This window comes from Providencia sp. PROV141, from assembly GCF_028481645.1.
Lineage (GTDB): Bacteria > Pseudomonadota > Gammaproteobacteria > Enterobacterales > Enterobacteriaceae > Providencia > Providencia rettgeri.
The window spans coordinates 19,412-41,879 of sequence record NZ_JAMPPR010000027.1; the positions used below are offsets into that span (position 1 = coordinate 19,412).

The 22,468-nt window shown below is 38.5% G+C and carries 19 protein-coding genes and 2 tRNA genes; 9 read left to right on the forward strand and 12 right to left on the reverse strand.

What is annotated here, in order from left to right; all coding sequences use genetic code 11:
* The first annotated feature begins 93 nt into the window (after window positions 1-93).
* The 3 genes from rsmC (at window position 94) to PSF09_RS18255 (ending at window position 1,521) form a co-directional block, all read left to right on the forward strand.
* The gene (gene rsmC / locus PSF09_RS18245; protein ID WP_272684283.1) at window positions 94-1,107 is read left to right on the forward strand and encodes a 16S rRNA (guanine(1207)-N(2))-methyltransferase RsmC; all 1,014 of its coding nucleotides are present in this window, start codon (window positions 94-96) and stop codon (window positions 1,105-1,107) included.
* A 195-nt stretch (window positions 1,108-1,302) separates the two neighbouring features.
* Window positions 1,303-1,388 (forward strand) — tRNA-Leu (locus PSF09_RS18250).
* A gap of 47 nt (window positions 1,389-1,435) precedes the next feature.
* Window positions 1,436-1,521, forward strand: a tRNA-Leu gene (locus PSF09_RS18255).
* A 108-nt stretch (window positions 1,522-1,629) separates the two neighbouring features.
* Here the strand turns inward: PSF09_RS18255 and PSF09_RS18260 are convergent.
* The 6 genes from PSF09_RS18260 to PSF09_RS18285 form a co-directional block, all read right to left on the reverse strand.
* Window positions 1,630-1,884, reverse strand: a complete 255-nt coding sequence (locus PSF09_RS18260) for a DUF1435 family protein (protein WP_272665662.1) — start codon at window positions 1,882-1,884, stop codon at window positions 1,630-1,632.
* Between the two features lie 118 nt (window positions 1,885-2,002).
* Window positions 2,003-2,533, reverse strand: a complete 531-nt coding sequence (locus PSF09_RS18265; RefSeq protein ID WP_272665664.1) for a GNAT family N-acetyltransferase — start codon at window positions 2,531-2,533, stop codon at window positions 2,003-2,005.
* 203 nt (window positions 2,534-2,736) lie between these two features.
* Window positions 2,737-4,176 (reverse strand): alkaline phosphatase, encoded by a 1,440-nt coding sequence (phoA, locus tag PSF09_RS18270; protein ID WP_272665666.1) that lies wholly within the window; start codon window positions 4,174-4,176, stop codon window positions 2,737-2,739.
* A gap of 181 nt (window positions 4,177-4,357) precedes the next feature.
* Complete coding sequence (locus PSF09_RS18275) at window positions 4,358-5,926, reverse strand: alpha/beta hydrolase-fold protein (protein WP_272665668.1); 1,569 nt, start codon at window positions 5,924-5,926, stop codon at window positions 4,358-4,360.
* A 58-nt stretch (window positions 5,927-5,984) separates the two neighbouring features.
* Window positions 5,985-6,599 (reverse strand): DUF3156 family protein, encoded by a 615-nt coding sequence (locus PSF09_RS18280; protein ID WP_272684284.1) that lies wholly within the window; start codon window positions 6,597-6,599, stop codon window positions 5,985-5,987.
* Entirely contained in the window at window positions 6,574-8,064 is a 1,491-nt protein-coding gene (locus PSF09_RS18285) for an APC family permease (protein ID WP_198642066.1), read from the reverse strand. The genes PSF09_RS18280 and PSF09_RS18285 overlap by 26 nt, the downstream gene beginning before the upstream one ends.
* 397 nt (window positions 8,065-8,461) lie before the next feature.
* Here PSF09_RS18285 and PSF09_RS18290 point away from each other — a divergent pair, with 397 nt between their 5' ends.
* The gene (locus PSF09_RS18290) at window positions 8,462-9,124 is read left to right on the forward strand and encodes a helix-turn-helix domain-containing protein (RefSeq protein ID WP_210837032.1); all 663 of its coding nucleotides are present in this window, start codon (window positions 8,462-8,464) and stop codon (window positions 9,122-9,124) included.
* Window positions 9,125-9,132: 8 nt separating this feature from the next.
* Here PSF09_RS18290 and PSF09_RS18295 read toward each other — a convergent pair whose 3' ends face one another.
* The 5 genes from PSF09_RS18295 to PSF09_RS18315 form a co-directional block, all read right to left on the reverse strand.
* On the reverse strand, window positions 9,133-9,876 hold the full coding sequence (locus tag PSF09_RS18295) for an SDR family oxidoreductase (RefSeq protein WP_272684285.1): 744 nt from the start codon (window positions 9,874-9,876) through the stop codon (window positions 9,133-9,135).
* 128 nt (window positions 9,877-10,004) lie between these two features.
* On the reverse strand, window positions 10,005-11,498 hold the full coding sequence (locus PSF09_RS18300) for an aldehyde dehydrogenase family protein (RefSeq protein WP_210837030.1): 1,494 nt from the start codon (window positions 11,496-11,498) through the stop codon (window positions 10,005-10,007).
* Window positions 11,499-11,526: 28 nt separating this feature from the next.
* Window positions 11,527-11,895, reverse strand: a complete 369-nt coding sequence (locus PSF09_RS18305; protein WP_096865186.1) for a cupin domain-containing protein — start codon at window positions 11,893-11,895, stop codon at window positions 11,527-11,529.
* A 49-nt stretch (window positions 11,896-11,944) separates the two neighbouring features.
* Complete coding sequence (locus tag PSF09_RS18310; protein ID WP_210837029.1) at window positions 11,945-13,249, reverse strand: NAD(P)/FAD-dependent oxidoreductase; 1,305 nt, start codon at window positions 13,247-13,249, stop codon at window positions 11,945-11,947.
* A 340-nt stretch (window positions 13,250-13,589) separates the two neighbouring features.
* Window positions 13,590-14,333, reverse strand: a complete 744-nt coding sequence (locus tag PSF09_RS18315) for a helix-turn-helix transcriptional regulator (RefSeq protein WP_272665673.1) — start codon at window positions 14,331-14,333, stop codon at window positions 13,590-13,592.
* A 265-nt stretch (window positions 14,334-14,598) separates the two neighbouring features.
* Between PSF09_RS18315 and uriH the strand changes: the two genes are divergently transcribed.
* The gene (gene uriH, locus PSF09_RS18320) at window positions 14,599-15,543 is read left to right on the forward strand and encodes a uridine-preferring nucleoside hydrolase UriH (protein WP_272665674.1); all 945 of its coding nucleotides are present in this window, start codon (window positions 14,599-14,601) and stop codon (window positions 15,541-15,543) included.
* Window positions 15,544-15,586: 43 nt separating this feature from the next.
* Here the strand turns inward: uriH and PSF09_RS18325 are convergent, their stop codons facing one another.
* Window positions 15,587-16,573 (reverse strand): glycosyltransferase, encoded by a 987-nt coding sequence (locus tag PSF09_RS18325; RefSeq protein WP_272684286.1) that lies wholly within the window; start codon window positions 16,571-16,573, stop codon window positions 15,587-15,589.
* A gap of 301 nt (window positions 16,574-16,874) precedes the next feature.
* On the opposite strand from PSF09_RS18325, the gene PSF09_RS18330 reads away from it, so the two are divergent.
* The 4 genes from PSF09_RS18330 (at window position 16,875) to idi (ending at window position 21,262) form a co-directional block, all read left to right on the forward strand.
* Window positions 16,875-17,789 carry a DUF808 domain-containing protein gene (locus PSF09_RS18330; RefSeq protein WP_272665675.1) on the forward strand — a complete coding sequence of 305 codons (915 nt, stop codon included), beginning with the start codon at window positions 16,875-16,877 and terminating at the stop codon, window positions 17,787-17,789.
* 373 nt (window positions 17,790-18,162) lie between these two features.
* Complete coding sequence (gene narX / locus PSF09_RS18335) at window positions 18,163-19,920, forward strand: nitrate/nitrite two-component system sensor histidine kinase NarX (RefSeq protein WP_210840411.1); 1,758 nt, start codon at window positions 18,163-18,165, stop codon at window positions 19,918-19,920.
* Between the two features lie 18 nt (window positions 19,921-19,938).
* Entirely contained in the window at window positions 19,939-20,595 is a 657-nt protein-coding gene (gene narL, locus PSF09_RS18340) for a two-component system response regulator NarL (RefSeq protein WP_004914835.1), read from the forward strand.
* 145 nt (window positions 20,596-20,740) lie between these two features.
* On the forward strand, window positions 20,741-21,262 hold the full coding sequence (gene idi / locus PSF09_RS18345) for an isopentenyl-diphosphate Delta-isomerase (protein ID WP_210840410.1): 522 nt from the start codon (window positions 20,741-20,743) through the stop codon (window positions 21,260-21,262).
* Window positions 21,263-22,468 lie beyond the last annotated feature (1,206 nt).

A 22,468-nucleotide genomic window follows, 5' to 3' on the forward strand; every position in this document is an offset into this window, starting at 1 on the left:
AGGGGATTAATAGCGCCAACAGAGCAATGCTATTTCTCTTATCTTTGGTAAGATGTCATCGGTTTTTTTATTATTTTAGGAGATTGACAGAATATGTCATTACTGACACCTGCCAGCGAAGTTATTCAACGCCATCTCGAACATTTTACAGATCGTCATGTCATTTTGGCTGGTGACATTCAGGATGAGCTTGCTGCAACCTTAGAAGCAGCTAGTGTTCGCGTCATCACCAACCAGTATCATCACTGGCAACGCTTACAACCGTTAATGGGTGATATGGCGTTATTCTCTGCCACAACCCCAGCAGAATTTATCCAGCCTTGCGATACTCTCATTTATTTTTGGCAAAAAAACAAGCAAGAAGCCTGCTTCCAACTCGATGACCTTTGTACTCACCTTGCTGCGGGTAGCCAAATTTTTATCGTCGGTGAGAATCGCAGTGGTGTTAAAAGCGCCGAATCCATTATGGAAGGGATCGCTAGCTTACAAAAAATCGACTCTGCACGCCGCTGTGGCTTGTACTATGGTGAATTAGAACAACCCACAACCTTTGATATTGCTCGCTGGTGGCGTCATTATCAAATTGATAATGTTAGAATTAATGCATTACCTGGGGTATTTAGCCATAATGAGCTTGATATCGGTAGTGATCTACTGTTGTCGACGCTAACTGATCCAATGAGCGGTGATCTGCTTGATCTCGCCTGTGGTAATGGCGTGATCGCTACAGTGATCGGCACACAAAACTCAGAGATCAAGCTCACTTTAAGTGATGTCAGTGCGTCTGCACTTGATTCCGCAGCATCTACTCTTGAGGCCAATAAACTGGTCGGCAGAGTCATCGCAAGTGATGCTTACTCGGATATTAACGATAAGTTTGATTGGATTATTTCAAATCCACCATTCCATGATGGCCTAAACACCAGTTATCGTGCGGTTGAAAATATGATTTACCAAGCCCCTAAATACCTGAAAAAAGGTGGACGTTTGCGCATCGTGGCTAATGCCTTCTTACCATACCCTGATTTACTTGATAAAGCTTTTGGTAGTCACGAAGTACTTGCCAAAACGGGAAAATTCAAAGTTTACCAAGCAGTTAAGCGTTAATTTAATCGCTAATAATTTAGATTAAAGCACAATTGATCGTGCTACTCATTGGCTGGTGATCCTTTACCGGCCATTTTTTCATCAATCGAAAATACTTCATAAAAAAATTATTGACGTTCGTCGAAATTAGCCTAAAATCCGCACCACATTATTGCTGGTTAGAAGCATTGATGAATCAAAGTTTAGTTAGGTATTGCGAGGGTGGCGGAATTGGTAGACGCGCTAGCTTCAGGTGTTAGTGTCCTATGGACGTGGGGGTTCAAGTCCCCCCTTTCGCACCACTAACTTTGTATAAACCACAATAATTTAGTATTGACAAGACAGTATTGCGAGGGTGGCGGAATTGGTAGACGCGCTAGCTTCAGGTGTTAGTGTCCTTCGGACGTGGGGGTTCAAGTCCCCCCTTTCGCACCACTGGTCAGTCATTGTTTATAATACTCTGCCCATTTGACCTTCCTTGTACGACTAGCACTGCCCTAATTCTCTATTTTGTTCTATTTAATCACTGATTAGATGATAGCACTACCTTTGTAGAACAAAGGCCATCATAAAACATGTGAGTGAAATAACTGCGGGGATAATCAATAAACGACGAGAACCGCGATTAAATAGCATCCCAGCGGTTGCTACCATCATGGTAATCATAATGATTTTTAGATTATCTAAGCCCATATTATTGAGTATATAAGCAATGCTCAGCAATATCACAGCAAAAACACCCCAAAGGCCAGCGCCTATACGCCTTAAACCTGTGGTTTTTGATATGCTAGTTGGCATAGTGACCTCAACACCCTTAAATGATAATGATTATCAATCATATCTGGTTTCTAGTAAATTTCAATGCTTTTTTATTTCACCACGCTATAAATTAACACTTATTTTACAAAATACAAACTTACGGAAATAGATAAATAAAATGAATATCTTCGGGCTCCAATGCAAACAATTCAGGGTCAGGTTGGGCAATTAAGGAACAACTGAGATGTTGATAAAAATGCACAGTATTTTCTGAAGGTGTCGCAGAAATATATAACCCTTTTGCCCCTTTTTGTTTCGCCATTTCAACACATTGTTGGAATAACATCCCTGCTAAACCTTTACCTCGGTACGAATGGCTCACATGCAGGAAAGACAACTGCAGTAAATTTTTTTGCTCGCCGCGCCACACATTATCTAAACTTGCGGCCGCAATTAGCTTGCCCTGCTCAAAAACCCCAAGAAATACCGCTCCTTGGTCATAGCTTTCCAACAAATGAGGGGTATAAGCTTCAGGTTCGCCTTCTGGCCAACCTTTCATATCAAACCGCTGTTTGGATAGCACCAACTCACCATTTTGATATAGATAAAGGTTTTCAATTAATTCAGTGCGGTCGATAGACCAAACAGATGGGATTTCCTCTCGTTGCAGTTCGCGAACTTCTCTCATTATGTCATTCTCATTATTCGTGCCTATGAATAAGCACATTTATTGTTATTTAATAAATCAATTTATCAAGATAATGAATAAAAAAAGAAGTGCAAATGTTTAGTACATTTATTGAGGAATGGTTGAAAAATAAGAAAAAAAGCTAGAAATAAAAAAACTCCCCGCAACATCCTATTGCGGAGAATTTTTACTACAGGGTTGGTTTATTGCTTCAATCCCATTGCATCGCGCATGGTAAAGAACAAATCAGTTTGGTCAGTCAGACCCATTACGTTTGCCGCATGTGGACCATAAGCTGCCACACGTAACTGAGCACCTGTGTGCTCTTGAGAATCATCTTCTTCAGAGTTACCGTAATTTACCACCATCACAGAACCGTCTTTAGTAATCAACGCTTGCGTTAAACCCGTTGACTTAGTGCCTTCTGGAATAATTTGGCTTGAATGTGAATGGTCAGCAGTCACGATAACTAATGTATCACCATGTTTTTTAGCGAAATCTAAGCCGACTTGTACAGCTTGGTCGAGAGCGACAGTTTCACCAATTTGACCACATGGATTTGCTTTATGGTCTTGCTTATCGATAGAAGCGCTTTCAACCTGCAAGAAGAAACCATTTGGGTTGACTTCTAACAGCTCAATCGCTTTTTTCGTCATTTGAGCCAATGTTGGTGCATTCGGGTCTAACTTAGCATTCGGTTTACATTCTAACGGCGCATTGTTGATATTACCGTAATGAACCGCTTTCGGGCCTTCCCATGCAACAGTCATGTTGCCATCATGGAATAAGCCCAGAACAGGTTTATCTTGATTTGCAACAGTAATGCTGTCTAATGACTTAGCGTCACGCACGATATTATACCCACGCTCAATCGCCTGTTGCTCCAACGTTTTACCTTTGTAGTCACCCGCCTTTGCTTCTTGCTTGAAGCTCTTAGCTCCACCACCAAGTGTGACGTCTGGGCGAGTTACCAACAGTTGCTCTGAAATTGAACCACGACCGCCATTTTCTAGCGCGTTAGCCGCACATTTTTCTGCGGTTTCCTCTGGGCCATAACATTTACGCGCACTCACATGTGAAAACTGTGCAGCTGGCGTAGCGTCTTGAATCTCAGAAGTTGTGACGTTACCCGTCGCTTTACCATTACGTTTAGCTATCTCAATTAATGTCTCATGGTCGTTACCAAATACATCAATCCCTAATGCACCATTGTAGGTTTTTACACCAGAAGACCACGCCGTGGCAGACGCTGCAGAGTCAGTCACATAGTCTGGTTTTTGTGTTTTCTTATCTAACGCATAATGGGTATATTGGCCTGTAATTGGTAGGGCATCGATACCTTTAAAGAACCCTGAAGCACCTTCTGCATAGTTACGAGCAACGGTTATCTCTGAGTCACCCATACCATCACCAATAAACAAAATCACATTTTTGGCTTGGCCATTGTGAAGTGCCGCTTTCATGATATCAGTTTGCTCTGTCGCTAAACGACGCGCACCACCAAATTTTGTGATATCACCTTGCGCCGCACGGTTTTCTGACACCGCATCATTTTTATCAGCCGCGTAGGCAGGGATTGCACTTCCTAAAATTAAAGTACTTACCGTGACAGCTAAAAGGGATTTCATAAAATTACCAGTCATAACTGTTTCCTTGCCAATCAATAATGAAAAGAGAAAATGTGTATTTCAAATAATGACAGGCATGCTAAAGGAGCTAGATGACAGTTGAATGACGCTTTTATGGCGAAATGAAGATGTTTGTCATAAATGTGAAAAAGCAGCTAAATATAAGCTGCTTTTTGTGAATTAGCGTTATGGCAATTTACCATTGTGACACAAGTTGATTTGTTCCCTCATAAAGCGTTTCACACCAAGAAACGTAGTCGTGCCCGCTAGGTAACTCAATGGCATCCACTTGATAACCTTTGTGTTTTAGTACATCCAGTAATCGGTAGTGGTTTTGAATAATCCCCCCCCAACTGCCACGTTGCTCGAATAAGCCAGCCTCAAGAAAAAAACGGATCGGTTGCGTTGGCATGATTTCGATTTCACGAATTAACCACTCAGGGTCTTTATCTTTTGGAGCCCACCAATAAGATCCTGACATACTGATGACATTACCGAAGATTTCAGGATGTTGTAATGCATTCCATGTCGCGCCAATCCCACCATAACTGGAACCTGCAATAATCGTATGGCTTGCAGGCGCTTGAATTCCCATTTGCGCTAATTGCGGCATGAGCTCATCCGCCAGCAACTTAGGAAAGCCATTATTAGGTGGAAGCTCATCCCCACGACGCTCTGAGTTTATGCTATCAACAAATACAATATTCATCGCTGGAAAACGCCCCTGATTCATCCACTTATCAAAGAATTTCTCCATTTGATAGTTTTGCAGGTAAATTTGCCCATCCAATAGCAACAATAACGCCGGTGTTTCCATTGGTACATTAGGTTGATAAACCGTTATTTTTCTTTCGTTTTTTAATATTTGACTCACCAACGTAAAAGTCTCTAAACGGCCTTTAATCTGCCGATTTTCTATATCAGGGAAGTGACACTGGCGTATGTTCGGTACCAATGATAACAACGAAAAACGGTTATATTTATCGACATTTAGGGAAGGAATAACATGAGAATTATATGGGTCAGACTGCGCTGTAACTAAAATGGCTTTACGTTGAGCAAAACCGCCTTCCGGTACAGAAGGGATATCAGGTGCAATTTTATATTGCGATAACGTATCATTAGGGATAATAAAAGAACGATACCAAATATCCGTTCCCGCCAAGTGGGCCATTCTTTCGTGATTACCTGACGGCGCACCTAGAATATAGGCGTTTGCTTTCGCACCACGCCAAAGGAATGTCACCCGTTTTTGTCTATTTGAAAAATCTTCAACCAATGGCGTTCCTTGCGCGGCGACGGCTTGCCAAAATGCGCTTGTATCACCATTTTGATAATATTCATCAAGTAAACTTTGCAGCTTGGGGCTAACGGGCTCATTATCCTTTTTAATGGCTAAAGGCTGGTACTGGGTGACATCAAACTTTAATTGCCAGGGCTTACCCGGCTCACCATTCAACGCTAAATAATAAACCCCATTTTTTGATACTAAATAATCCGCACTATGAGGTTCTTGAACTGAACCGTACTCTTGCAATGCACGCACTGGCTGTTTATTGGAATCCAATAACAGAACCTTGGAAAGACCCTCACCGCGTTGTTTTATAAAATCTTGCTGCGATACTTCAAAAGATAAGCAGCTATGACCTTCGCTATCATGTACCCCTTCAGCAAAGGAAAGCTCAGATAAACGCATACAGTCAGCGTGTGTTGCCATCACCGCAGAAGAAAACAACATACAACCTAAAAGAGGCAAAGATTTCACATCAAATTCCAGCGAGTCAATTGATAATAATTATTACTATCAAAAAACTCTTTTAAACTCAATGGCTCACAGCACGTTTTTCCACCAGTTGGTTAATTAACTGCAGTGCGCTCAATAAATAATAGCGTTGTTTTTTTATTAATCTCAAATAACGGCGAGTTGCGGGAATGCGGCTCACCATTTCTGATGCCGTGTAAGGCTCAATTTCACAACGCCAACGACCTCGGCTAAACTCTATCTCGCAATGATTAAATTCCAGCTCTTCTAATGTTTGCCTAATAATCGGGTACTCATTCAGCCATTCAATAACTTTCTGCCCATCCATCTGTTTCGAAACAAAATGGACATGCTTCTTCTTTATAGTTCCACGGGTTTTTACTTCAATTTTTGCATTGATACTATCTACACATTGGCCAGATACCGTAAAACGGCTATACACGATAAAAGCGAGAAACAATTTTCTTGTCCGTTCAGTCACCTCAATCGTTAATTCAGGTTGAAGCTGCACATGGAGCACTCCGGGCGCCCCCCACTCACATGGATAAGGCGCCATGTCCTTCTCAACACGATTAAGTGTCAATCCTGTTTGATATCCGGCAGGCAAACGTTGCTGGGTAAGTTTACCAATTGTCTTCCGCAAAGACGGTTTAGGCGAGGTTACGTAATGGCTCAAGTTGGCCTCCTTCCATTTCTTCATCAGCGAAGGAATTAGATAAAACGTATTCAACATCCACAGGTTTAAATGGGTTCACTTTCTGTACGAAAACGGTCCAAATTAATGCATATCCTGCTGTTAAACCTAACATAATAGCAAAGGGAATATAGATATCCGATTTATTCATGCCTGGTGGAGTGATGTACACAATCGCTAAAATAATCCCGACACTCGAAATAATTTGCGGTATAGGGAAAAAAGGCGAACGATAGGCGCGATGTAAGTCAGGTCGACGAATACGCAATAACACCACTGAAATCGTTACCAGCAAGTAAGCCGTGCCCCAAGAACACACCGCCGCCAGTACCAATGGAATGATACGGTCAAGGTCGCCTTGAATCGCAAAAGCGTGCAAACATGGGATCATTACAGCCACTAAAATACCGAATACTGGAGTTTTGAAACGTGGATGTAAATAAGCAAAGATGCGTGGTAATGCCCCATCAAGTGCCATTCCATAAAGAATGCGAGGAACCGCTGCCATTAACGTATTGATGGTCGCTCCACCAGCCAGTAATAACGCGATACCTATCCAGTATTTACCAAACTCCCCCATGACAATTTCAGCGAATGCAGGGATTGCCATCGGTGTTTCAAGTAAACGCGTACCTGTCTGCGGGTCAACGACCACATTTTCCACTTGGTTCGCTAGTGCAGCACCGAATAACACCATACAGAGTGCGACACAAAATAAACCCGTTGTCATCGCACGGGGAATCACTTTCGCGGAATTTTTAATTTCAGGTGCCATTGGGGTCACTAGCTCACAACCCACAAACATGAACATTGCCATACCAACAAAGCTCAGTATTAGTGTTGGGTCCGTATTGAGTGGCTGACCAAACCAGCCGTCCATATCCACATGAAATGGCAATAACAGCCCACTCACACTAAAAATCACTAACGTGGACCACATGGCAAATGTCAGTACAACCTCGACCTTACCAAAGGCTTCAATACCAAATGCGTTTAAGATACCAAACGTGACAACCAGCCCAACACCAACCATCCAAGATGAGTTACTGGTCTCTAAGACCGTGTTGAGATGTTCAAAATTAACGAGAGCCATAATCCCTGACAGAATAGTTTCGGCAGTTCCTGCAAACACATGCACAATCAAGTAAGCCGAAAGCGCACCTGTTATCGCCCAAAAACGCCCCATCCCACAAGATATATAGTCATATACTGAGCCTGACGTTGGTAAAATTGCCGCAGCCTCCGAAAATGTGGTTAGCTGAGCTTGCATCATAATGAAACTAAGTAGTACCGCTAAAGCAAACGTATCGCCACCTATACCGAATCCACTCGTGACGGTTAAAATAACAGGACTGGCCATAATCAAGCCAGCAGAACTCGCCAAGGTGGTCGGAAAGCCAACTTTCCCTTTTTCTAAATGTGTCGATAATTTTGAGGATAAATTCATCTTGCTTCCCTCTCGCTCTCTATCCAACCATTGATGTGAATTTTTTGTAAAAATAAAGTAACTTCATATCCACTATAGAAATAAGCTTAAATCGGCTGCTATCGTTCTAAAGGACGATACCCAGAGAGAGGGGAAATAAAGTATAGCTCGCGAAAAGTACCCATATTTTTAAGAACAAAAAAAATAATTAAAGCAATATCAACATGTAGCAAACAAATCACTTGTTAATATATTAATAAATATCTGTCTAAAGATACCAAAAAGCAGAAAACCAATATTCATGAGGTATTCATGAGTTTTAAATACTGCTATCAACTTCACGTTATTAACATGTTTATTTTATGTTAAATTAATTAAGAGGCATGATAATAATTCGATTAGTACACAAGGGAATATGATGAATTCACCATTATTCGAGCCTCATCAACAAACATTGATTGATTGCTGCCTAAATACCATTGCACATATTATTCCGGTTTCTGCATTGGTGTATTACCTCGTGAATGATCACTGCCAACCAGACAACTACGTTCTTCACGGGATACCGGCAAAAATGCACGAAGAATATCTCGCTTATTTTCACCAATTGGATCCTTTACACCCTGACCATTTTCGCAGCGATGATTTACGCTTAGTGAGAATGGATCCTGAAATACGCCAGCAAAATCAAGCTTTTTTCCATGATTTTATGCGGCCAAATAACATGACTGATATGGCTGAAATATTTATTCGTCGTAAAAATAAAATTATTGCGGGGATTTCAGTGCTGCGAGACAGTCCATTTAGCCAACAAGAAATCATGCGATTAAACACTATCTTACCTGTCGCTGAGCTGATGACATTTGATGTACTACCTGATTCATTAGTGGCTTATACCCCCAAAGAACAAGAAATTATCCATTTAGTACGAGAAGGTGCGAGCAATAAACGAATTGCACTATTACTGGGGGTTTCGCTATCAACAGTGAAGACTCACTTACGCAATATCTTCACTAAAGCAAATGTGACTAACCGAACCGAGCTTGTTTCATCCGGGTTTATCATTCACCAAGAAAAATGACAATAAATCTAACGGCCACCCGCCGCATCAATAATTGAACCTGTGACATAAGAAGATGCACCACTTAACAGCCATACGATGATTTCAGCAATCTCATGTGGTTCCCCTCCTCTTTTCATCGGTATTTGTGAAGCAACTCGGTCAACTCGACCTTCCTCACCGCCATCTTTGTGCATTTGAGTATAAATATAGCCGGGTCGAACGCCATTAACACGTATTCCTAATCCTGCAAGCTCAAGTGACAACCCTTTTGTGATCGAATCTACTGCGCCTTTAGAGGCGGCATAATCAATATATTCCCCTGCTGCACCTAAACGCGCAGCCGCAGATGAAACATTCACAATGGCTTTATCTTTGAATTGATTAAAATGGTAGGCATGTTTAATAAACTCTCGACAACAAATCAGTAATCCTGTCACATTCGTGGCCAACACCTGATTAATACGCGCTGCAGTCAGCATTTCTGTACGGCACTGCTGAAATAAAATTCCAGCATTATTCACTAAGTAATCTAAATCGCCATACTGTTCTTTGATGATTGTAAATAATTTAACAGCGTCATTTTCATCACTGATATCACATTGCAACGCATTCGCCATCCCCCCCGCCGATTGAATCTCTTGTACAACTTCATCAGCCGCTTGTTGGTCGCTTTTATAGTTAATCAGTACATGCATTCCAAGACTGCCCAATTGAATCGCTGTGGCTCTCCCAATCCCTCGGCTGCCACCTGTAATCAACACTTTCTTCATACTGTTACCTATAATGGATAATAACGAGCTTTCATCATAACCACGAATAAGCCATGGTATCTATAAAATACAAAAAAAACCCGGCACGATGGCCGGGAAATGTTGATTAATTGAATATAAATTGAACACTAATAACGCACCATGACAGATTTTAACTCTGTGTAATACTCAATAAAGGCACTACCAAATTCACGACCAATACCTGATGACTTAATGCCACCAAATGGCACTGCAGGATCAAGGAAAGTATGCATATTCACCCATACAGTTCCCGCTTCAATGCGTGAAATCATGCGCATTGCTTTACTAAGATCATTTGTCCATAAACTCGCAGCTAAACCAAACGGAGTACTATTCATCATATCAATAAGTTCTTCTTCATCATCGTAACTCAAGAAAGTCCCTATTGGTCCAAATGTTTCCTCTTTCATTAACACATCATCTGGACTACTAGCACGAATAATGGTTGGAGGCACAAAATACCCAGCACCTGCAATGGGTTGGCCACCATAAATAATTTCACTGCCCTCTTGGCGAGCTTTTTCAAACAAACCTAAGATTTTTTCATAATGCGCTTTATTGGCCAGCGGCCCCATTTCGGTTGTTTCATCCAATGGAGAACCGACTTTCATCGCAGACAAACGCGTTTTTAGTTGCGCTAATACTTCATCCATCAATTTAGATGGAATATAGAACCGCTCAGCAGCTGCGCAAATTTGCCCTTGATTTAGATATCCCGCTTCAATAATCCCATTAACAATTTTTTCAACCGGGAGGTCAGCTAAGAACGCAGCACCATTTTTCCCACCAAGCTCCAGTGTTACTCGGGTTAACTTACCTTCCATCGCTGAACGCCCTACCGCCAGCCCAGTTGGTACAGACCCCGTAAATGTCACTTTAGAACAAAGTGGATGATGAATCAGTGCCGGCCCAACTTCACGACCACCACCATTCACGATATTAATTACACCGTCAGGAATTCCCGCCTCTTTTGCCAATTCCACCACTCTTAGCATAGTTAGTGGGGTAAATTCACTTGGTTTCAACACAATCGTACAGCCACATGTTAAAGCAGCCGCTAATTTCCAAATGGAAATCATGATAGAAAAGTTCCAAGGAATAATACCAGCTACAACACCAACAGGTTCACGCTGGGTAAATGCAGAATATTTCTCACCATTAAAAGAAGGCAATGAAACATTCAATGTTTCCCCGCTGATTTTCGTCGCCCAACCGGCAAAATAACGCAAAAACTGCGCAGATGACCCCACTTCAAGAAAACGAGATAATTGAATGGTTTTACCTGAACATAACGTTTCTAACTGGGCTAATTCTTCAAGGTGCTTTTCAAGCAGGTCAGCAAGGCGGTTTAAGCAATTCCCTCTTTCCATTGGTGTCGTGTTTGCCCAAACCCCTTTAAATGCAGTATGAGCCGCATCCATTGCGGCATCAACTTCCGCTAAAGTTCCTTCTTTTACTTTAGCAATAACCTGTTCAGTGGCTGGGTTAACAACATCAAAAAAAGTATCGCCCTTGCCAGAAACCGGTAACCCGTTGATAAAATGACCGTGCTGACGCTTCAAAAACTCACTGACTTCTGGTAATAGGGTTAACTCGCTCATTGTTATCACTCCACTCAATAGAAATTAATTAGGCATTTACACAAGCTAAGTAATGTTTTACGAAGCGTGGTGTATCAATTTCCCATAAAACCTCGGTACCTTTCGCGGCAAACCAGGTATCGCCTTTATGGTATTCAACCGTTACACCGGTTTTTACATCCGTTAACTTCACCGAACCTTCGTGGACTGTCGCCATTTCATCAAATGGATATACCATTTTGAACTTGCCTTTAGTACAAGCAAAAATACCGCAGGTCAGGTTATCCGTTGGTTCACCGTGGATCATGGCAACACTCGCTTGAGGATCGCCTTCAACAACCACAGAGCCTAAATTTGTCACGCTACCAATATTCAATAACTCTGGTAGGGGTTTGTTTAACAGTAATGGACTAATCATAATTTTTACCTTTAATCGATTTAAATAAACTAGTTAGGTGGATAGCGAATTAGCGACGACCTTGCCAATAACCGGATGTCTGATGCATTATTTTTGCCAACGAAACAATCACATTACGTAAACTATCTTTACCAATAATATTGGCGTGCGGGATAGAACTCATTAAGTCATAACGATGAGAACCTTCCACCATCCCTTCAGCAAGAACTTTGCACACAATCTGGCTTGGCGTAACACCAAAACCTGAATAGCCCTGTGCATAAAACACATTTTTGTGTTGTGGTAATGAACCAATTTGTGGAAATAAATTTGCACTACATGCCATTGGTCCACCCCAAGCTAATTCAATTTTGACATCTTTGAGATAGGGAAAGACTTTTAGCATTAGGTTACGATTCCATGCTTTAAGGTCAGATGGAATGTATTCAAGAAAATGAGTGGAACTGCCAAATAGTAGGCGATTCTCATTCGTCACCCGGTAGTAATCTATTACAGGACGAATATCACTATAAGCACCACGGATTGGGCTAATTCGCTCGATTAATTCATCAGGCAGCTCTTCCGTCATTAATTGATATGCGTAAGTATTAATAGTTTTAGGGTAAATCGTCGGCTCAAGGCCATTTAAAAATGAATCGCAAGCCCACAGCATTTTCTGTGCTTTAACCGTTCCCATCGCAGTTCTGACTTTGATGGTATTACCATATTCCACATTTAATACTTGGCTATTTTCAAATATTTTAGCGCCATATATTTCACTAATCGCTTTCGCTTCACCCAATAATAAATTCAATGAATGAACATGACCGCCACCCATGTGTTTGATCCCACAGGTATAAGCATCAGAACCAATAATCTGTTTTAGTTCTGAGCCACTGTAAAATTCAATTTCCTCATCAGGATCAACTGACTTGAAATCTTTTAGCCAACTGTGTAGGGTCTTTTCTTGGCGCTTATTACTTCCTAAGTATGCGTAACCACGGCAAAAATCTGCATCAATATCATATTTAGCGATGCGATCACGCATGATCCCTGCGCCCATATTGCTGAGTTTAAAAATCGTTTCTAAACCCTCTGGCCCGACATATTTTTTAATTGCATCGATGTCATGGCCAATGCCTGCCATTACTTGCCCGCCATTGCGCCCTGAACCACCGTAGCCAAGGTGCCGTCCTTCCAAAATAGCGATATTGGTAATCCCTTTCTCACACAGCTCAAGCGCAGTGTGGATCCCAGAAAAGCCACCACCAATAATCACCACATCAACATCAAGATCTTCCTTTAGCGTAGGAAAACGTAAGTCATACTTTTTAGTTGCAGCATAGTAAGTCAATGATTCTACTTGGTTATTCATTATGGATACCCTATTTAGTATCTTTCGATAACTCGATTATCTTAACCTTACATTAACAATTACATAGCCCTTTAGGGACATTCGAAACATAAAGTTAACAATTGTGACGCAAGTAGAATATTTAAATAATAATAAAATTTCAAAAAAAATAAAAAATAATCTAAAAATCAAACAATTAATAAACCATTCTTATGTTAATAATAATGATTATTAATTTAATTTTAGTTCATACAAATCATCTAGACAAAAATAAAAAAAATAATGCAGTAATAAAAAAGATAACAAGCCATAAAATGCTATTAAATCACTAAGTTAAAATAAATATAAAAACACATTATACTTAGCTTAACCTATTCATTAACAAGTTAAATAATTCAACCTGTGAATTAATACTTAGTTTTTGATAGATATTTTTACGATGATTTTTCACTGTTCCTAAACTAATGAAAAGCATCTGTGCAATTTGTGGTGAACCTTTACCTGCTAAGATTAATTCGACAACTTCACACTCTCTTGGTGTCAGCCCAAATCGTGTTTGCATATCAGTATGTTGATAGTGGTTCGACACCGAAGAAGGAGAAACGTCTTTATGAAGTCTGACCATACTACGAATGATATCGAAGGCGTCTTTAAGTGGCGCTTGCGTATATTTGCCTGAGAAAAAAGGCCTATCTTCATTACCAAAAAAAATGCCTAATTGCCTGTCAGTTGAAATATCTAATAGCAACCCAGCTTCATCACACCACCCTGTCTTACGATAAAAATTGAGATAATAATCTGTATGGTAAAACCCTTTAGGAGCGAGTTCTTTTAATGTTAATACTTTGGAAGCCCCTCCCTTTTGGATTTCTTGGTAGAATGGGTCCATTAAATAAGCACCTCGTTGATAGATTCTATTAATACTATCGCTATTGCGGCGCTCTACTTTAGAAAGAAATCGGGGTGGAGCTCCTTTTTCAAAGGAGTAAACAATCGCATTATCGAATGCAATAAATGAAGATAACCATGATAATAAATTAGGATAAAATTGGTTAGTTGCAACAGAATCAATGACATCAGGTAGTTTTTCCAGATAGCTCTCCATTCTGCCTCCACAATTATTAACTAATTAATAAAACCCCTCTAGGCGGTTTCATTTATATTGCTTAAAACTTCATAAAGAACACATTATCTTTATAAACTCAACACGATTGTTATTAATATGTTAATCACATCACTCTCTATTAGTAACCCTAATGAATAATTTCATTACATTAGTATTCATAAAAATAGAACTTACATCACATAAAAATAAATTCATCCATATATTATGTTAATTAAAAGTAAATAACCTAATAAAAGGAGAAATAATGTCTAGCAATAAAATTATTATCGATTGTGACCCTGGCCATGATGATGCAATGGCAATTTTCTTAGCATTAGGCAATTCAAATGTAGAGTTACTTGCGGTAACGACGGTTGTCGGAAACCAAACTTTAGACAAAGTTACTTATAATGCACGCGCAATTATGGAATTCGTTAGTGCAAATGATATCCCTATCGCTGCTGGTTGCTCTAGGCCACTAGTGAGAACAATACAAACTGCCCCAGAAGTTCATGGAACAACAGGACTGGACGGCACTCACCTCCCTGAGCCCAAATTACCTATTGACCAACGCCACGCTGTGGACTTAATTATTGATACGCTCAAATCACATCCCCCTAAAACAGTTACTCTCGTCCCTATTGGAGGACTCACAAATATTGCTTTAGCCGTGAGAAAAGCACCTGAAATTGTAGAATTAGTAAAAGAAATTGTTTTAATGGGAGGAGGCTACCATACAGGAAACCGTACTGCAGTCGCTGAATTCAATATCCTTATAGACCCTGAAGCTGCTCATATCGTGTTTAATGAAACTTGGCCTATCACTATGATTGGGTTGGACCTTACACACCAAGCAAGGCCAGACAACCAAATAATGGAAGCAATTGCAGCGTTAAATACACCTGTAAGTGATTTTGTTGTTGAATCTCTAAATTACTACACGGCAGGTTACCGTAGACGTAATGGCTATACTGACCATGCCCCTGTTCACGACCTATGCGCTGTTGCTTATGTTATCGACCCATCCATAATGGAAACGATTAAGGCTCCAATTGATATCGAGCTACAAGGCGTTCTAACAACAGGTATGACAGTGACTGACTTTCGCCACCCAGCTAAAGCAGATTGCCATACACAAGTCGCCACAACATTAAATAACCCTCAGTTATGGGATATGTTTATTGCATCTCTAAAGCAACTAGAAAAATAAAAACAAAAAGGTAGCTTATAAAAACAGCTACCTTTTCAGAAGATTATGATTTGATAATTTCTTTTAACTTAGTGTAGCGTCTAATTAATCGCCATTTTAATTTTACTGTTGTTGCATGCGCCCACACTATTTGCCAATAACCCTTATCAAAAAATAGTTGTACCATTTCCTTCTGTACATCAGGTGATTTAATGGCTAATAGCGCTTGAATCACCCCTAACCCCTCCTTTCCTACCTGCCATAAGCAAGCTGGTGCCTGTTTAACTTGTTCAGGATAACGCTGGTAAATATTTAGAAGCATATCAATAATCTTCAAATACGTTTTTATCTTGCGAACAGAGCGTTCATCACCACTCAATGAATGCGAAACAGATTGGTTATGGATTAAATATCGGTAGTATTGTTCATTAATAAATTGCACGCGCTTCGCCACGAGTAAAACTTCCGTCGTCCAAGGGATGTCTTGATGATGTAACTTAGGTTCAAAGAAAAATTTGTGTTGGCGCAACATGTCTAAACGATATAAATTCAGCCAAGTTACATGCAAAAATTTGCGTGAGCTTAAGCCTATTTCAAGCCATTCAGGGCCTGAAATTACCCCAGTTGACGGAACTTTATTCGGTGGGAAAATTGCCTTTGGTGCATCACCATTAGTATAAACATAAGTCCCATTACAGGTTGCAACATCGAGGTCATTTGATAATGCGATTTCTAATAAACGCCCATACATTTGAGGGCTAATTTCATCGTCAATATCAGGGAATGTAATATATTTTCCCGTAGCCTCAACCATTCCCGTATTACGGGCAACTGATACGCCTTGATTCTCTTGATAAAGCACTTTTAAATGTACAAATTTATCTGCGTAAGACTTAATGATGTCTTCACTTTTATCTTTAGAGCCGTCATTAACAACGATCAACTCCCAATTTTCTAGCTTTTGCGCAATTAAGCTATCAAAAAACTGAGGTAAAAATTTTTCACCATTATATACAGCAACGACAATACTCAAAGCTGGCTGAGAAGACATGTATTAACCCTATACCAATCTATTAAAAATTATTCATAAGCTAAATAATTAAACCAAATATAAAGCAAAGTAGCAGATAGCAATATGTTACTTCGCTAAAATTAATAATTTAGAAAAGAAAAAATCACATTGGTTCCATTGTCATAAAAATTTAATAATTTAATAATTTAAAATTCAGATTTATCAATCTGCAATGGAATTATCTTATTTGTAAGTATGATTTATATTGTAATGAACTAATTATCCATTAATTGACCTAATAAACATTAATGACACCTTAAAAAATATTGAGGATATCCTTGTGGCTGGAAGTAGCTTACTCACATTACTTGATGATATTGCCGCTGTGCTAGACGATGTTTCAGTCATGACAAAAATGGCTGCCAAAAAAACATCCGGTGTTTTAGGTGATGACCTCGCACTAAACGCCCAACAAGTCACAGGTGTTCGTGCAGAGAGGGAAATTCCTGTTGTTTGTGCCGTCGCTAAAGGGTCATTTGTTAATAAATTAATACTTGTTCCTTTAGCGTTGTTAATCAGTGCGTTTATCCCTTGGGCTATCACGCCTCTACTCATGATTGGTGGAGCCTATCTTTGTTTTGAAGGAGCAGAAAAAATCACTCATAAGCTATTGCATTCTAATGCAAAAGATTCTCTTCCCCAACACCAATTGCAATTATCAGCAGAAGAACTTAAGGAATTTGAAAGTAAAAAAATCAAAGGGGCTATTCGTACCGATTTTGTTTTATCAGCTGAAATTATTGCCATCACACTCGGCATTGTTTCCACCACCTCTTTTATCAACCAAGTGGCCGTACTCTCTATCATTGCTATCGTGATGACTGTCGGTGTATATGGCTTAGTTGCAGGTATTGTAAAATTAGATGACTTAGGCTTTTATTTACAGAAAAAAACCTCTTCTTTATTAAAAAAATGTGGTAATTCCTTAATTTATGCGACTCCTTATCTGATGAAAACATTATCTATTGTAGGAACAGCTGCGATGTTTATGGTCGGTGGAGGTATCCTAACGCACGGTATCAGCTATATTTCAGAATGGATTACCGAAATATCCTTTACCGCAACCTTAACACCTATCATTGGTAGTACTATGCAGTTTATCTTACCGACCATAATTAATTTATTTTTTGGGCTAGTAACCGGCCTAATCCTTGTCGCGATAATCTCACTATTCAAAAAAATTAAAAAAGCCTAAAACAAAAAGGTAGCTCTATCGATTAGAGCTATCTTTACTCCTGCCATTCGATAGTTTTTCAGTAACATTTTTCGATATGTATTATTTTACATATTGATTTTCATCGATATTTAAACTGATCTAAATCAAAGGAAATTCATCTTTAATTTAAGCTATAATACGTAGCCGCGTTCTAGACTGAATCAAATTTAATCTTATATATCAATAAATAAAAGTAAAAAACTTAAAGAGAAATTTCATTTTCTATTTTCTATTTTGTTATAACACCAGAAAATTACTACCAAAGTAGTATATTTAATATTCGCCCCTTTATGAACAATACTAGAACTATGCATTTTAAGTTCGCTAGCACGACTCTTTAAGGAAGTGACACATGCCCACACTGTATCGTCGATTTTCAATTATTAACCAAGTGATCGGCCTTATGCTACTGATTGCGATCTTAGGAATTATTGGGATGACGATTTCCAATCGAATGATTATAAGTGTACAAGGTAATGCTCACGCAATAAATAAATCAGGTTCACTACGAATGCAGAGCTACAGATTACTTTCTCTCGTCCCTCTGAATACTCAAAATCAGCGTTATCTCGACGCATTAGAATCTGACCTCATTAGCCCAGAACTGACTCAAGTTGTAAAAATTGAAAGCTTAACTCCTCAATTTGATGAGCTCTATAATTACTGGTTACATATCTTACGACCTTCATTAATGGAAGCAAATACGCCTAACGATGCAAGATACGAAGTTATATCATTTGTAAGTAAACTTGATGAGTTGGTTCATAACATTGATGAAAAAACAGAAAGAAAGATTGCTTATGTTGCTATGACACAACTGATTTTTATTAGCTTAGTCTTCTTATTACTCATGGGAACCATCTGGCACCTAAGACGAAAAATTTATTACCCATGGGTTAAATTATTATCAATGGTCAATGCGATTGGACGAAAAGATTTTAGCCAACGCTACCCAAAAAATAATAGGCAAGATGAATTAAATGCGTTAGGAGAAACGCTGAACCAGATGTCAGATGAATTAGCGCTAAGCTATCATCAACTTGAAGAAAGAGTTGCAGAAAAAACTGCAGATTTAATCACAAAAAATAAGGTGTTATCTTATTTATATCAATCAAACCAAATTCTTCATTCGTCAGATCCCCTCTATTTACGATTACAAAAAGTCCTTATTGAACTAGAAAACATTACCATACTCAAAAATCTAAGTTTACGGTTGTATGAAGAGAGTAATGAAGCATATTTTCATGAAATATGTTGCCATTCAACCGGATTATCTGAAGCGAAAACAACGCAGCTAAAACAACAAATTTCAATCGATAAACCTCTCAGCTTACAATGGGATTTATCAGACAATATGCATCGTTATGGCGTTATTATTGGTGAGATTGAAGATAATCAAATACTTTCAGACGAACAAAACAACCTTGTTTCTGTTCTAGCAAAACAAATCTCTGGTATGCTCGCGATGGAGCACCAAATAGAACAACAACAACAATTGCTTATCATGGATGAACGCTCTGCAATTGCACGCGAACTTCATGACTCTATCGCTCAGTCTTTATCTTGTTTGAAAATGCAAATTAGCTATCTGCAATTACAGCCTGAACCATTACCAGAAAAACCTCAACAGTTGTTAACGGAAATGCGCAGCGAAATTAATACCGCATATAGCCAACTGAGAGAGCTATTAACCACATTTAGACTTAAATTAATGGAACCTGGCTTACTTCCCTCATTAGAAAGTACCATTAATGAATTTAGCGAACGTATGGGGTATACAGTAACCTTAAATTACGACCTACCCGCAAAGAGTATTTCACCACACCAATCTATTCATATTATACAAATCGTCCGAGAAGCATTAACTAATATTCTAAAACATGCTAATGCAACATCGGCTGAGGTTTCATTAAAACAGTATGATGGTATTGTTACTATTACCATTACCGACGATGGTGCAGGGATCACGTCAAACACTGATAAACTTAATCATTATGGGCTTATTATTATGAGAGAAAGAGCATTAAGCCTTAATGGTAACTGTTATATTACACCTAGGCTTCAAGGTGGAACAGAGGTAAAAGTTACCTTTCCTTTATCTGACGCTTAACATACCGGAAAATCATCTATGGAAAATACAAATATAGTAAACGAAAAATCAACCATTCTACTTATTGATGATCATCCGATGCTAAGAAATGGAGTCAAACAGTTGATTAGTTTGGAATCTTCATTACAAGTTATCGGTGAAGCAGGAGATGGTAAAACAGGTATACAGATCGCTGAAGAGCAAGATCCTGATCTTATTTTACTGGATCTCAACATGCCAGGAATGAATGGTTTTGAAACTCTTGATGAACTTAGAAAAAGAGAACTATCCGGTAGAATTATTCTTTTTACTGTTTCTAATTATAGTGATGACTTAGTCAATGCACTAAAAAGAGGAGCTGATGGTTATTTACTTAAAGATATGGAGCCTGAAGAGCTTATAGTCGCCCTAAAAGAAGCCGCTAGCGGTAAGCTAGTTGTTAGTCCAACATTAGCATCTGTACTGGCTGAATCACTCAGAGACAATACCACACAGGATGATAATAATATAACTTCATTAACACCAAGGGAAGCCGATATTCTAGAACTGATCTCACAAGGCTTATCAAATAAAATGATAGCTCGTAAACTAGATATTGCAGAAAGCACAGTAAAAGTACATGTTAAACATTTACTTAAAAAGCTCAATTTAAAATCAAGGGTTGAAGCCGCTGTTTGGGTGTTACAACAAAAATAATTTTTAATCTCACAGCTATATAACCTTATAATAGCTGTGAGCTTTGAAAAAATCATGTTAACTAATAAACAGCTCTAATATGCAAACTTATATTTTTAATTATACTAAACTAGTGTAATAATTTTTATGACGGAAAATAATATAAATGGAAGATGAATTAATTTTAGTTAATGAACATGATGAACCTGTTGGTGTTATGTCAAAATTATTGGCACATCAACTCGGTTATCTACATCGAGCATTTTCAGTATTTATCTTTAATGAGCAAAATGAGCTATTAATTCAACAACGGGCTCTTCATAAATATCATTCAGCAGGGCAATGGGCAAATTCTTGCTGTAGTCATCCTAAACCTAATGAGGATACTCAGAAAGCAGCTGAACGTAGGCTTCAAGAAGAGCTAGGCTTTGTCACTCCATTGACATATGCGGGTTCCTTAATTTATAAAGCTGATGTTCAGGGAGGCTTAATTGAACATGAATATGACCATATTTTTATTGGTTATTATAACCAATATATTCAACCAAATAGGGAAGAAGTCTTATCTATAAGGTGGATAAGTCTTCCTCAATTAAAACAAGAGATCGTTCTTACCCCTGAAATATTTACACCATGGTTTAAAAAAATATTGGAAGAATTTCCTTTATCAAACATTTTAAATAAATGAATTTGTAATAACTTGATTTATAATATAAATTTTAACATATAACTTGAATCATAAAAAATATTTATATAAAATCACATATCATAAAAAATACATTATAGACGAGAAAATAATTCAATTATCAATTTCATATAAATAATGCTAATTTAACCTCAATTTTCAACGTAGGCTAACTAATCTTTTTCATTGTATTATTTTTAATACTTAATATTGTCATTATTATTTATTCATTGAATATAGTTGCATTTTTAATAAACTTTACTGGTATATTTCTATAGTAAGTAATCACTTAAAACTTACTGCGACCTTATTCATTATGTTTTATTAATCCCTTTTCCCCGATATATTTTTAATTGCTATAACAAGTGAGTTGTTACTCATTACTTTGTATCCACCATTAGCATTCACCACATAAATATCTAGAGTACAACCTCTTGATTTAATTCTCCTCCTCCTATTTCCCCATACTCCTTTGCTAATCAAATAGAGGTTAGTTGTCTCTATAACAAGTTAGTTGTTGCTCATTATTTTAATTAACGCTATTCCATTCATAATGAAAATAGGTTAAGCCATCAACCCACTATATCCATAGGTTTTACTAAAACTCTGCGACCCATCAAAAAAACCGTGAGCTGTTACTTACTACTTTACACCTCTCATTAGCATTCACCCTCTAAATACATTGAAGATGCAATTTAATTTTTCCCAACTACAACTACAACTACAACTACAACTACACTTTTTATTTCTCCATCGCTTTATATCTAGGTTCTTTATCACCTCACACTCCTTTGCTAACTAAATAGAGATGAGCTGTTACTCACTACTTTGACTCAAGCCATTCCATTCATCGCGGTGATAGGTAAACCCCCCGCTATATCCATGGGTTTTACTAAAACTCCACTCCCCACCAAGCAACTTGTGAGCTCTTACTTACTACTTTGTATCTCTCATTAACATTCAACCTCTAAATGCATTGAAGATGCAATTTAATTTTTCCCAACTACAACTACACTTCTTATTTCTCCATCGCTTTATATCTAAGTTCTTTATCACCCCACACTCTTTTGCTAATTAAATAGAGGTGAGTTGTTACTCACTACTTTGACTCAAGTCATTCCATTCATCGCAATATTAGGTAAACCACCAACTCACTATATCCATTGGATTTTACTAAAACTCTGCTACCCACCAAACAACTTGTGAGCT